Here is a 14023-nt window from a genome sequence, read left to right as displayed (position 1 = left end):
TACATTTTCATGCCTTTCTAGTTGTTTTGTGGTTATTATAATTATAAAGCATGAAGTGGAAAACGAGCAACTCCTAATTGGAATTGCTCGTTTTTTATATGTGAGAAGCTAGTTTTTGCCCAGCCTCATCTTTTGTGTTTTTTTTGTCACGATTAATCAGAATTTATAGAAATGAGAACTGTTATGAGACGAATCATCTCATCAAGAACATCTGCAAGTGAAATCCCTTTTGTATAGCTATATTTTTTTGAATAATTTTGCCATTGTTTATTCTGAATAGGGTCAGATTTGAACCTCTCGAGTAGTTCAATAATCTTTATAAAATCGAGTTCTGTTTCGCGATATGAAAATGTTCTCTGACAGGCATTTCTCAACTGAATGAAGTCAATGTCTTCTTTCTTCAGTTTTGAAAGAATATAAACATCGTAAAAATCTTTGCTTCTACTGTTCAAGAAGTTACGTGAATAGATGGTTTGAAGTTTTTCAGCTAGAATTGTTTCAATTGTATAAGCAATGATTGGAAAATTGTCTTCATCAAAAATAGCTTTATAGTCGTATGTAATCGGCTGAGGAGTTACAACATCACCTGTCGCAATATCCAAATGGATAACTTGTTTAATATTCTCAAGCTGGCACGAAATTGTTGCGCGATAGCCACCATAGTCATCACTTTCTTTAATAGCTGTGATTGATTGAATCACAAAAGATATACCTTCTTCGGAATCTGCTAAAATTTCCTTGAGTTGCTGCTTCACAGTATCTTCTGAGAGTGTTATTTGATGGAACAAAAAATCAATATCAACCGTGCTACGAGATTCAACTCCGATAACATTTGACAGTAGGAATCCTCCTTTGAATATATAGTGATTTGAATAGGTACTCTGACTTAATTTTTTCAAAATCACTTCAAGAAAGTAATAGGTCATCACGGAATTAAAGGTTAATCCAGTATTCTTTGATATTTTATGACAGAGTGCTGTTAGCTTAGCTTTATTCATACTAGGACCTCCAGAGTTTGTTTGACCTTGTCCAAGGTGTTCATTTTTGTCGCATATTCATAGAGTTTTGTAAGATTTTTTTTAGAATAGTTTCCGTAATGTTGAAGTGTTTTGACAAAAAGCTCAGTATCTATTTTTTCTCGATGAATCACAAAATCACAGATAATACGTTCTAAATCATACACTCTTACCTCGTTTCCCATAGGGGTTTTTACAAGAGTAATTCCTAGTTCGCTATTTTCCTTAGAAACGGAATGAATGTTCAGATTAGCTGGAGGAGTATTAAAACGGTAACCTCTAGGAATGGTTACGTCAAAATATTGAGGAATTTCATCTGTAAATTGTTGCAGATAAAGCGCTGAGATATATGAGAAAACAGCTTTCGGATATCGGTACTGAAAGAAGTAGTATTCGTCGTAGTCTCCATTCTGGGTTAGGAAAATTCCTTTTTCGACGCGGTATAGAATTCCTTCTTTTTCTAGTCTTGTCAAATATATTGTTGGAATATTTAGAGCTTTACAATCTTTATAGGTGATAATACCATTGTGGTTTTCTATAAATTCAAGTAGAATCTCTTTTTTTGACATGCTTACTCCTTTCTATGTTGCTTTTACACTACAATTTTACAACATTTGTAGTGCAAAAGCAACATTTTCTTTTCCCTGAACTTATTGTGATAACAAAATCAAGCCTTCTTTTTTATGATGGTATTGAACTTGGGCTACGAGCTGTACAAAAAAGAGAGTTTCTCCTAGAACGGAAAGTTCTTCGTCAAAACTCCTATTTTTGTCGTGCTCGTTTAACGCCCTCGTATCTAATAAAGAGTGACAGTTTGTTGCTACATAAAAAAGAAAAGAAGGACTATTTATGACCAAAACATGTAATCATCACTTTCTTGTCAATCAGGAAAAAGGCGAGAAACACGTCTTTCGCAAGAGTAAAAAATACCGTACTCTATGTTCAGTTGCCCTTGGAACCATGGTGACCGCTGTTGTTGCTTGGGGAGGGACGGTTGCACATGCTGATGAAGTTACAACATCAGTTGACAGCACTATTCAACAAACGGAAAATCCAGCCACGAATTTACCAGAAGCACAACCAAACCCTGTTTCTGAACAAACTGAAAGTTTAGGGTCAACTGGACAATCTAACGGTGCGATTGCTGTCACCGTACCACATGATACGGTAACACAAGCAGTTGAAGAAGCTAAGGCTGAAGGTGTTTCTACTGTTGAAGATAGCCCAATGGATTTGGGAAATACAACTTCTGCGACTGAAACCAACCAACAAATTTCTAAAGCAGAAGCAGATGCCCAAAAACAAGTTGAGGTTATCAATGAAGTTACTGAAACCTACAAAGCTGACAAAGCAGCTTATGAGGATGAAAAAGTCCGAATTGAACAAGAAAATAAGGAGCTGACACAGGCCTACGAAGGGGCCAATCTAATTGGTAAAGAGACAAATGCTTGGGTTGATACCAAAGTCAATGACCTAAAAACTCGGTATGCAGATGCTGATGTGACAGTAAAAGAACAAGTATTTTCATCAGGAAATGGGACATCTGTACTTGACTATACAAACTATGGCAAGGGTGTTGAAAGTATTCAATCAACTAACAAGCAAGCTGTAGCGGATTATCTAATAAAGAAAGCCAAGACAGATGATATTGTTGCGAAAAACCAGGCCATTCAAAAAGAAAATGAAGCTGGACTTGCTAAGGCAAAGGCAGGTAATGAAGCCATTGAAAGGCGTAATCAGGCTGGTCAAGCAGCTGTTGATGCTGAAAACCGTGCAGGTCAAGCCGCAGTAGATCAAGCGAATCAGGAGAAACAACAATTAGTTTCAGATCGAGCAGCCGAGATTGAAGCTATTACAAAACGCAATCAAGAAAAAGAAGCTGCAGCCAGAAAAGAAAATGAAGCGATTGATGCCTACAATGCCAAAGAAATGGAACGCTATCAACGTGACTTAGCCGAGATTTCAAAAGGTGAAGAAGGTTATATTTCTGAAGCCCTTGCTCAAGCCCTCAATCTCAATAACGGTGAGCCACAAGCACAACATGGAGCCATTACCCGAAATCCTAATCAAATCATTTCAACTGGTGATGCTATGCTGGGTGGCTACTCAAGAATTTTGGATTCAACTGGATTCTTTGTCTATGATAGCTTCAAAACAGGTGAGACCCTTAGTTTTAACTATCAAAATCTTCAAAATGCAAGATTTGATGGGAAAAAGATTAGTCGTGTGACTTACGCTATTACCAACCTTGTATCGCCAGCTGGAACCGATGCTGTGAAACTGGTTGTGCCAAATGATCCTACCGAGGGCTTCATTGCCTATCGAAATGATGGAAATGGTGACTGGCGAACAGACAAGATGGAGTTTCGTGTAGTTGCTAAGTATTTCTTGGAAGACGGTTCACAAGTTACCTTCTCCAAAGAAAAGCCAGGAGTCTTCACACACTCTTCCCTCAATCATAATGACATTGGTTTAGAATATGTCAAAGATTCATCTGGGAAATTTGTACCGATTAATGGTTCTACCGTTCAAGTGACTAATGAAGGTCTGGCCCGTTCGTTGGGTTCCAACCGTGCAAGTGATTTGAATTTACCTGAGGAATGGGATACCACATCAAGTCGTTATGCTTATAAAGGAGCTATTGTCTCAACAGTTACATCAGGTAATACCTACACAGTAACCTTTGGCCAAGGCGATATGCCACAGAATGTTGGCTTGTCATACTGGTTTGCCTTAAATACCCTACCAGTGGCACGTACAGTAAAACCATATAGTCCCAAACCTCATGTAACGGTGGAACTTGAACCCATTCCAGAACCTATTACGGTAACACCAGATATCTATACACCAAAAACTTTTACACCAGAAAAGCCTGTGACCTTCACGCCAAAGCCTTTGGAAGAAGTAGTGCAGCCTAGTCTGTCCTTGACCAAAGTAACCTTACCTGTCAAACCTATTCCAAAAGAACTTCCAACGCCACTACAAGTTCCCACTGTCCATTATCATGCGTACCGTTTGACGACAACTCCAGAGATTATGAAAGAAGTGGTCAATAGTGACCAAGCTAATCTTCATGAGAAAACTGTCGCAAAAGATTCAACGGTGATTTATCCCTTAACAGTTGATGCCTTATCGCCCAATCGTGCCCAAACGACTAGTCTCATTTTTGAGGACTACTTGCCTGCTGGTTACCTATTTGATAAGGAAACAACACAAAAAGAGAATGGAAACTATGTCCTTAGCTTTGATGAGACTAAGAATTTTGTGACCTTAACTGCAAAGGAAACCTTGTTGCAGGAGGTTAATAAAGATTTAACTAAGGTTTATCAACTGACTGCTCCAAAACTCTATGGTTCTGTTCAAAATGATGGGGCAACCTATTCCAATAGTTACAAACTCCTTTTGAACAAGGGCACAACCAATACTTACACAGTTACTTCAAATGTTGTAACGGTTCGTACACCAGGTGATGGGGAGACAACTACACTCATTACACCAGATAAAAACAATGAAAATGCGGATGGTGTCCTCATTAATGACACGGTCGTAGCCCTTGGCACAAACAATCACTACCGATTGATTTGGGATTTGGACCAGTATAAGGGAGATCGTTCTGCTAAAGAGACAATTGCACGAGGCTTCTTCTTTGTGGACGATTACCCAGAGGAAGTGCTCGATGTGGTGGAAAATGGCACAGCTGTTACAACCCTTGACGGTCAGAAGGTATCAGGCATAACGGTTAAAAACTATGCTTCACTAAATGAAGCCCCTAAAGACCTTCAAGATAAATTAGCTCGTGCTAAGATTACACCGACAGGTGCCTTTCTAGTCTTTATGCCGGATGACAACCAAGCCTTTTATGACCAGTATGTTCAAACAGGAACTTCTTTAGCTCTTTTGACCAAAATGACGGTGAAAGATAGTCTCTATGGTCAGACAAAGACCTATACAAACAAGGCTTATCAAGTCGATTTCGGCAATGGCTATGAAACCAAGGAAGTGACCAACACCCTTGTTTCTCCAGAACCCAAGAAACAAAACCTCAATAAAGACAAAGTAGACATCAATGGGAAGCCCATGCTAGTGGGAAGTCAAAATCACTATACTCTTTCATGGGACTTGGACCAATACCGAGGGATTAAAGCAGACAACTCTCAGATTGCACAAGGTTTTTACTTTGTGGATGATTATCCAGAAGAAGCTTTATTGCCGGATGAAGCAGCTATTCAGTTTGTCACATCTGATGGCAAAACAGTTTCAGGAATCACGGTGAAGGCTTATTCTCAATTATCAGAAGCTCCTAAAACGCTACAAGCAGCCCTTTCGAAACAAAAAATTCAGCCTAAAGGAGCTTTTCAAGTTTTTATGCCTGAGGACCCACAAGCCTTTTTTGAATCTTATGTGACTAAGGGGGAGAATATTACCATTGTCACTCCGATGACGGTTTTGGAAACCATGCTTAATTCAGGGAAGACTTATGAAAATGTGGCTTATCAGGTGGATTTTGGCCAAGCTTATGTAACCAACACGGTGACCAATTTTGTCCCTAAAGTAACTCCACATAAGTCTAATACCAATCAAGAAGGCATGTCAATTGATGGAAAGACTGTCCTTCCGAATACGGTCAATTATTACAAAATTGTTTTGGATTACAATCAATACAAGGACATGGTCGTGACGGATGATGTTCTTGCCAAGGGATTTTACATGGTAGACGATTACCCAGAAGAAGCCCTTACCCTAAATCCTGATGGCATTCAAGTTTTGGATAAGGATGGCAATCGTGTATCTGGTATCTCTGTCAGCACCTACGCTAGTTTGTCAGAAGCTCCGAAAGTTGTTCAAGATGCCATGGCTAAACGTCAGTTTACACCTAAAGGAGCCATTCAGGTCCTTAGTAGCGATGATCCAAAAGCCTATTATGATACCTATGTGAAGACTGGTCAAACCTTAGTTGTCACGCTTCCGATGACGGTAAAAAATGAGTTGACCAAAACAAGTGGTCAGTATGAAAATACAGCCTATCAGATTGATTTTGGCTTGGCCTATGTCACGGAAACAGTGGTGAATAATGTTCCAAAATTAGACCCACAAAAAGATGTGGTGATCGACTTGTCTCATAAAGATGCCAGCCTTGACGGGAAAGAAGTGGCCTTGCATCAAACCTTTAACTATCGCTTGGTTGGAGCATTGATTTCAAGCAATCGTGCGACTGATTTATTTGAATATGGTTTTGAAGATAACTATGATGAAAAGCATGATGAGTACAATGGTGTTTACCGCAGCTATCTGATGACGGATGTCAGCCTCAAAGACGGTTCTGTCTTAAAAGAGGGAACAGAAGTCACGAAATATACCTTGCAACAGGTGGATACAGAAAATGGCCTAGTGTCAATTTCATTTGATAAATCCTTTTTAGAGACTATCTCTGATGGTTCAGCCTTTCAGGCAGATGTATACCTTCAAATGAAACGGATTGCGACTGGTCAGGTGGAGAATACCTACCTTCATACAGTGAATGGCTATGTCATCAGTTCAAATACAGTTGTAACACATACACCTCAACCTGAAGAACCAAGTCCAAATCAACCCACACCACCTCAACCACCAATTGAGACTATTGAACCGCCTATTCCAGCAAGCATTTTGCCAAATACAGGGGAACAGGAATCCCTTTTGGGCTTGATTGGAGCTGGTATTCTACTTGGTACGGCTTATGGACTGAAGAAAAAGGAGGAGAAGTAGATGAATCCAAAAACTATTTATGAAAAGGATTCAGACCAAGATGGTTTGACAGATGCTCAGGAACTGGCTTTCGGAACCAATCCGCAGTCTGTTGACACAGATGGTGATGGTCAAGCTGATTTAGAAGAGCTACAATCTGGACATTCACCACTAGTCCCACAAAAGGAGTTGTGTGATGGCTTGGAACTTTGACACCATGAAAGAGGCTTTGTCTGAAATGGAGAAGGTCGATTACCAAGAGTTTATCAAAGCCTTTCTCTCTTTGGAATTAAGTATTTCTGATAGAACAATCCTCAATCAGGTTTATCAAGATTATATGGATGAGGATGACCTATCCTTGATTAGTGATAAGCTACGAGTTAAAGTTGATAGTTATCAGGATGAAGTAAAAGCTGATATGACTGATATTCTGGAAAAGCTGTACCGAACAGGTGAAGGCTCTAGTTTTATTATGGATTTAATGTCCTCAAATAGTCTCTCAGACACCTTGGAACAGTATGAGGTTTTGGATAGTGACGATTATTCACCACTTAGCCTTGAAACCTTACAGGCCATGATTCAACAGGACTTGGCTATTTCCAGTCAGGATTATTTTGGAGATTTGGTTCACCTTGCCTTGCAAAAAGATTTACTAGACCAGAAAAGTCATTTCTTACAACACTATGTGGCAACTGTAATGGAAGGTATTCCACAAGAAAGAGACCAACGAGCCTTGGTCCTAGATTAACGCAAAGGGCTGAGAAAAACTCTCAGCCCTTTTAAAATGGGAGGGAAAATGAATCAAGAAGTCTTACTACAAATGATGAGAGCCATCATTCCTCGTGATAGAGCCCTGCTTGAGGCATTTTTATATTACCAAGCAGAGCATTTTGATGAGGAGTGGGATAGTCTTATTCGTCAGTTTATGACCAATAGGCAGGGAATCAAAAGATCTGTTCAGGTACTTCACTTTGAGACAGATGTTTCAGCTTTTGTCCAGGCTAGTCCTTATGATACTGCTCATGATCTATTGACCTATACACAAGTTTTCGGCCAAACTGGTCTCCAAAAACTCGACAAACTATCGCCGTCTGAAAAAGACTTGGTGATTGAAGTGGCCTTGTTCAATCTGGCCACTCGTTTTCAACTATTAGACTCAAATGGACACTACCAAACTATTTCACCAGATTCTCTATTACAAAAGAGTAGGGGAGCTAATTTGGTCAATGTGTATCGTGTAGCTAATAATTTAGCGGATCGAATCAGCCGAGATATTGAGCAGTTTCTATTGACTTACGAGCCTGAGCTTGAAACAAGAGCTGATGAAACTGTTCTAGAAAATGAAGAAACTGTTGATGAGCACAAAGTGAGTAGTAATCAAGCAATATCTTTTAGAGAAGATGGCTCTTTGATTATTGCTAGTTTGGACGTAGATTTGTCTCATTTGGATATCCGAACTGGAAAAACCAGTCATCTGCCTGCCTATGAAGAGTTATCTTTACGACGTAAATTTGAGATTCTAACATATTTTGACCAAATTCGTAATGAACGTTCCAAAGTCCCAAGTTTTAAACGAGGTGATTTTGACACTGAAATGGAAATGACACCAGTCTTTGAGGGCGAGGAGTTACTTACCTATCTAGAAGCTGATGGCAGTCCCTATGAGTTGAAAAGAACATTGACTATAATCGAAGAAAAGGAATTAGAAAAAATTGGACGAGCTATTAGGATAGAAAATCAAGAAAAATTGACTCAGCTAGGGATTGAGCTATCTCAGTTTGAATCAGACCAAGTCGGTATTTTATTGGATGCGGCAGGTCGTTTTCGTTTGAAAAATGCGGACCTTGCTTTACTAGGTGGTTATCCCAAAGCCTCGGTAACTCAACTAGCCCTTGCGACAGAACTACTCCAAATGGGACTAAGCCATGAAAAGGTTGAATTTTTCTTTGGTAGCCAGCTTTCCATTGAAGAGCTGCGACAAGTTGCCTACGCCTTTTTACACCAAGAACTTAGCAGAGAAGACGCGGAGCATTTTGAAAAGGATAAGATTAATCAGCCAGATTTAACCCTTAGAGATTGGAAAAGGAAGCTAGAGAAAGCTGAGACGAAAGTAGTGGTTGATGAAGAGTTAGCGGAAAATCCACTAGTCCAGAGAGTATTGGACACTTATCCTCTGGGGTCATTGGTTTCCTATAAGGGACAGGACTTTGAGGTCGTGTCGGTCAGTGATGCTCGATTGAACGGTTTGATTCGGATTGAGTTAGTTAATGATTTTTCGGATATCATTGAACAAAATCCAGTTCTTTATTTGAGGACCTGGGAAGAAGTCAGTCAGGCACTTCATCAGCCAAAGGCAGAAAAACAAACAGAGTTAGAAGAAGCGGACCAAGAACTAAATCTTTTTTCATTTCTGGAAGAGGAGCCAGTTCAGAGTGTTGGACTATTGGAACCAAGTAGTGTAGAGGAACCTAACAATGATGTTGTTGTCCAACCAAACAACCAAGGTCCTATTGAGAATTTAGGGGAATCAATTCCAGAGATTCCAGTAACGGACTTTTATTTTCCAGAAGATATGACGGACTTTTATCCTAAGACTGCTAGAGATAAGGTTGAGACAAACATTGCGGCTATTCGTTTGGTAAAAAATCTAGAAGTAGAGCACCGCAATGCTTCACCAAGTGAACAAGAACTCCTTGCCAAATATGTAGGCTGGGGTGGACTAGCCAATGAATTTTTTGATGACTATAATCCAAAATTTTCTAAGAAACGAGAAGAACTGAAAAGCCTAGTCACTGATAAAGAGTATTCGGATATGAAACAGTCCTCTCTGACAGCCTATTATACAGACCCAGCCTTGATCCGTCAGATGTGGGATAAGTTGGAAAGAGATGGTTTTACAGGTGGTAAAATTCTAGATCCTTCCATGGGAACAGGGAATTTTTTTGCGGCTATGCCCAAACACTTAAGAGAAAAGAGTGAGTTATATGGTGTGGAATTAGATACCATTACAGGAGCTATTGCCAAACACCTTCATCCAAATAGTCACATTGAAATTAAGGGCTTTGAGACGGTGGCTTTTAACGACAATAGTTTTGATTTGGTGATTTCAAATGTGCCCTTTGCCAATATACGAATTGCGGATAACAGGTACGATAGGCCTTACATGATTCATGATTACTTTGTCAAAAAGTCACTTGATTTGGTCCATGATGGTGGACAAGTAGCGATTATCTCTTCCACAGGAACTATGGATAAGCGAACAGAAAATATCCTCCAAGATATTCGTGAGACAACTGAATTTCTTGGTGGGGTTCGACTGCCTGATTCTGCCTTTAAGGCCATTGCAGGAACGAGTGTCACAACGGATATGTTATTCTTCCAGAAACACTTAGACAAGGGATATGTGGCAGATGACTTAGCCTTTTCAGGTTCTATTCGCTATGAGAAGGATAGTCGCATTTGGCTCAATCCTTACTTTGATGGAGAATACAATAGCCAAGTGCTAGGAACCTATGAGGTTAGAAACTTTAACGGTGGAACACTTTCTGTTAAGGGGACTAGTGATGACTTGATTGAAAGTGTTGAAGCAGCTCTACATCAAGTAAAAGCCCCAAGAGAGATTCATAGAAATGAAGTCATCATTAACCCAGATGTGTTGATTAAACAAGTCATTGATACCTCCATTCCAGTTGAAATGAGGGAGAATCTGGGTCAGTACAGTTTTGGTTACCAGGGTGCTACGGTCTACTATCGAGATAATAAAGGCATTCGAGTCGGAACCAAGACGGAAGAAATCAGTTACTATGTCGATGAAGAGGGCAACTTCAAAGCATGGGACACCAAACATTCTCAAAAGCAGATTGATCGCTTTAATGCCTTAGAAGTGACTGATAACACTGCTCTAGATGTCTATGTGACCGATGATACAGCCAAACGTGGACAATTTAAGGGTTATTATAAAAAGACAGTTTTCTATGAAGCTCCTTTGTCTGATAAAGAAGTGGCACGAATCAAAGGAATGGTCGATATTCGCAATGCTTACCAAGAGGTCATTGCCATTCAACGCCATTATGACTATGATAAGAAGACTTTTAACTATTTGTTAGGCAAACTCAATCGTACCTATGATAGCTTTGTCAAACACTATGGGTATTTGAACAGTGCAGTGAACCGCAATCTTTTTGATAGTGATGATAAGTATTCGCTTCTTGCTAGTTTGGAAGATGAACGTCTGGATCCAAGTGGAAAGTCTGTTATCTATACTAAATCCCTTGCCTTTGAGAAGGCTCTGGTGCGTCCCGAAAAAGAGGTTAAAAAGGTACATACTGCCCTTGATGCCTTAAATTCGAGCTTGGCTGACGGACGAGGTGTTGATTTCGATTATATGATGTCCATCTATCAGGTTGAATCGAAGATGACCTTGATTGAGGAATTAGGTGACCTCATTATGCCTGATCCTGAGAAGTATTTGAATGGGGAGCTGACCTATGTTTCTCGCCAAGACTTTCTGTCAGGGGATGTCGTTAGCAAGTTAGAAGTGGTGGACCTATTTGTCAAACAAGACAATCAGGACTTTAACTGGCCGCATTATGCAGGACTTCTAGAAACAGTCAAACCAGAACGCATTACTTTAGCAGACATTGATTATCGAATCGGTTCACGCTGGATTCCTTTGTCTATTTACGGAAAATTTGCCCAAGAAACCTTTATGGGGAAAGCCTATGAACTGTCAGACCAAGAAGTAGCGACAGTCCTAGAAGTCAGTCCCATTGACGGGGTTATCACTTACCAATCTAAGTTTGCCTACACCTATTCCAACGCAACGGATAGGAGTTTAGGTGTCCCTGCTTCACGCTATGATAGTGGTCGAAAAATCTTTGAAAATCTCCTGAATTCCAATCAACCAACCATCACAAAACAAGTTGTCGAAGGGGATAAGAAAAAGAATGTGACAGATGTGGAGAAAACAACGGTCCTACGTGCCAAGGAAACACACCTACAAGAACTCTTTCAAGGTTTTGTAGCAAAGTATCCAGAAGTCCAACAAATGATTGAAGACACCTATAATAGGCTCTACAATCGTACAGTATCAAAGTCCTATGATGGTAGTCATTTAACCATTGATGGACTTGCCCAGAATATCTCCTTACGTCCTCACCAAAAGAATGCCATTCAACGAATTGTGGAGGAAAAACGTGCCCTACTAGCCCATGAGGTAGGGTCTGGAAAAACCTTGACCATGCTTGGGGCAGGATTCAAACTGAAAGAACTCGGAATGGTACATAAACCACTTTATGTGGTGCCGTCTAGTCTGACTGCTCAGTTTGGTCAAGAAATCATGAAATTCTTCCCAACCAAAAAAGTCTATGTGACCACTAAGAAAGACTTTGCCAAAGCCAAACGTAAGCAGTTTGTGTCTCGGATTATTACAGGGGATTATGATGCGATTGTCATTGGGGATTCCCAGTTTGAGAAAATACCGATGAGTCGTGAAAAACAGGTCACCTATATCAATGACAAACTTGAGCAACTCAGAGAAATCAAGCTAGGAAGTGATTCTGATTATACGGTGAAAGAAGCGGAGCGTTCGATTAAGGGATTGGAGCACCAGTTGGAAGAACTCCAAAAACTAGAGCGAGATACCTTTATCGAATTTGAAAACCTTGGCATTGATTTTCTCTTTGTGGATGAGGCTCATCACTTCAAGAATATCCGTCCAATCACTGGACTTGGGAATGTAGCCGGCATTACCAACACGACTTCAAAAAAGAACGTAGACATGGAGATGAAGGTGAGACAGGTTCAGGCAGAGCATGGAGATAGAAATGTCGTTTTTGCGACAGGAACACCAGTTTCTAACTCTATTAGTGAACTTTTCACCATGATGAATTACATTCAACCTGATGTTTTAGAGCGATACCAGGTATCCAATTTTGATTCGTGGGTTGGGGCTTTTGGGAATATCGAAAACTCCATGGAACTAGCCCCGACAGGTGATAAATACCAACCTAAGAAACGGTTTAAGAAATTTGTCAACTTGCCTGAACTCATGCGAATCTATAAGGAAACTGCCGATATTCAGACCTCAGATATGCTTGACTTACCTGTACCTGAAGCTAAGATTATTGCGGTGGAAAGCGAGTTAACGCAAGCTCAGAAATACTATTTAGAAGAGCTGGTAGAGCGTTCGGACGCTATCAAGTCAGGTAGTGTCGATCCAAGTAGAGATAATATGTTAAAGATAACCGGGGAAGCCAGAAAACTAGCCATTGATATGCGGTTGATTGACCCTGCTTACTCCTTATCGGATAATCAGAAAATCCTTCAAGTAGTCGATAATGTCGAGCGGATTTACCGTGAAGGAGCTGAATACAAAGCCACTCAGATGATTTTCTCAGATATTGGAACCCCTAAAAGTAAGGAAGAAGGGTTTGATGTCTACAATGAACTTAAGGACTTGCTGGTCGATCGAGGGATACCAAAAGAAGAAATTGCCTTTGTGCATGATGCCAATACTGATGAAAAGAAAAACTTACTGTCTAGAAAGGTCAATAGCGGAGAAGTACGGATTCTCATGGCTTCTACGGAAAAAGGGGGAACAGGATTAAACGTCCAATCACGTATGAAAGCAGTCCACCATTTAGACGTTCCCTGGAGGCCGTCTGATGTAGGACGGATTTTGCGGACATTCAAAATAAAAAAGAATGTGATATATTAATCACAAATCACAAATCACAAATCACTTATCACAAATCACAAGTGATTTGTGATTGTTGATGATAAAATAAGAATAAGAAGAAATAGAAAGAAGTGAGAGATCGTGGGAAATTTAGGCGCACAGAAAGCAAAACGAAATGATACGCCAATCAGCGCAAAAAAAGATATAATGGGGGATAAGACGGTTCGTGTTCGTGCTGACTTGCACCATATCATAAAAATCGAAACAGCAAAGAATGGCGGAAACGTAAAAGAAGTTATGGAAATAAGACTTAGAAGCAAACTTAAGAGTGTGTTGATAGTGCAGTATCTTAAAATTTTGTATAATAGGAATTGAAGTTAAATTAGATGCTAAAAATTTGTAATTAAGAAGGAGGGATTCGTCATGTTGGTATTCCAAATGCGTTATGTAGATAAAACATCTACTGTTTTGAAACAGACTAAAAACAGTGATTACGCAGATAAATAAATACGTTAGATTAATTCCTACCAGTGACTAATCTTATGACTTTTTAAACAGATAACTAAAATTACAAACAAATCATTTAACTTCTGTATTTATTTAC

At 39.8% G+C, this 14023-nt stretch carries 8 protein-coding genes; 6 read left to right on the top strand and 2 right to left on the bottom strand.

Annotated elements, in window-relative coordinates:
- Positions 1-152 precede the first annotated feature (152 nt).
- Together ODU50_RS01360 and ODU50_RS01355 are read right to left on the bottom strand one after the other, a co-directional pair.
- The gene (locus tag ODU50_RS01360; RefSeq protein ID WP_203181332.1) at positions 153-998 is read right to left on the bottom strand and encodes a nucleotidyl transferase AbiEii/AbiGii toxin family protein; all 846 of its coding nucleotides are present in this window, start codon (positions 996-998) and stop codon (positions 153-155) included.
- The gene (locus ODU50_RS01355; protein ID WP_105153142.1) at positions 995-1585 is read right to left on the bottom strand and encodes a type IV toxin-antitoxin system AbiEi family antitoxin domain-containing protein; all 591 of its coding nucleotides are present in this window, start codon (positions 1583-1585) and stop codon (positions 995-997) included. Before ODU50_RS01355 ends, ODU50_RS01360 begins: the two co-directional genes overlap by 4 nt.
- Positions 1586-1865: 280 nt before the next feature.
- Between ODU50_RS01355 and ODU50_RS01350 the strand changes: the two genes are divergently transcribed.
- The 6 genes from ODU50_RS01350 to ODU50_RS01325 all read left to right on the top strand — a co-directional run bounded on the left by ODU50_RS01350 (position 1866) and on the right by ODU50_RS01325 (position 13926).
- Positions 1866-6761 carry an SspB-related isopeptide-forming adhesin gene (locus tag ODU50_RS01350; protein WP_105153141.1) on the top strand — a complete coding sequence of 1632 codons (4896 nt, stop codon included), beginning with the start codon at positions 1866-1868 and terminating at the stop codon, positions 6759-6761.
- A complete protein-coding gene (locus tag ODU50_RS01345; protein WP_024376811.1) occupies positions 6762-6953 on the top strand; it encodes a calcium-binding protein in 192 nt (63 codons plus the stop codon).
- Positions 6937-7488 (top strand): hypothetical protein, encoded by a 552-nt coding sequence (locus ODU50_RS01340; protein ID WP_105152238.1) that lies wholly within the window; start codon positions 6937-6939, stop codon positions 7486-7488. The genes ODU50_RS01345 and ODU50_RS01340 overlap by 17 nt, the downstream gene beginning before the upstream one ends.
- 48 nt (positions 7489-7536) lie before the next feature.
- A complete protein-coding gene (locus ODU50_RS01335) occupies positions 7537-13458 on the top strand; it encodes an SNF2-related protein (protein ID WP_398581286.1) in 5922 nt (1973 codons plus the stop codon).
- Positions 13459-13560: 102 nt separating this feature from the next.
- The gene (locus ODU50_RS01330; protein WP_020220349.1) at positions 13561-13794 is read left to right on the top strand and encodes a peptide-binding protein; all 234 of its coding nucleotides are present in this window, start codon (positions 13561-13563) and stop codon (positions 13792-13794) included.
- A 48-nt stretch (positions 13795-13842) separates the two neighbouring features.
- The gene (locus ODU50_RS01325; RefSeq protein ID WP_031929417.1) at positions 13843-13926 is read left to right on the top strand and encodes a 23S rRNA methyltransferase attenuator leader peptide ErmL; all 84 of its coding nucleotides are present in this window, start codon (positions 13843-13845) and stop codon (positions 13924-13926) included.
- Positions 13927-14023 lie beyond the last annotated feature (97 nt).

This window comes from Streptococcus sp. 2020WUSS084 (assembly GCF_044427445.1).
Lineage (GTDB): Bacteria > Bacillota > Bacilli > Lactobacillales > Streptococcaceae > Streptococcus > Streptococcus suis.
This window is presented reverse-complemented; position numbering and strand designations above follow the sequence as displayed.

Coding starts and splice junctions, on each gene's coding strand:
- ODU50_RS01355 (WP_105153142.1), bottom strand. CDS start 1,585: ATGTCAAAAAAAGAGATTCTACTTGAATTTATAGAAAACCACAATGGT.
- ODU50_RS01360 (WP_203181332.1), bottom strand. CDS start 998: ATGAATAAAGCTAAGCTAACAGCACTCTGTCATAAAATATCAAAGAAT.
- ODU50_RS01335 (WP_398581286.1), top strand. CDS start 7,537: ATGAATCAAGAAGTCTTACTACAAATGATGAGAGCCATCATTCCTCGT.
- ODU50_RS01325 (WP_031929417.1), top strand. CDS start 13,843: ATGTTGGTATTCCAAATGCGTTATGTAGATAAAACATCTACTGTTTTG.
- ODU50_RS01340 (WP_105152238.1), top strand. CDS start 6,937: ATGGCTTGGAACTTTGACACCATGAAAGAGGCTTTGTCTGAAATGGAG.
- ODU50_RS01350 (WP_105153141.1), top strand. CDS start 1,866: ATGACCAAAACATGTAATCATCACTTTCTTGTCAATCAGGAAAAAGGC.
- ODU50_RS01345 (WP_024376811.1), top strand. CDS start 6,762: ATGAATCCAAAAACTATTTATGAAAAGGATTCAGACCAAGATGGTTTG.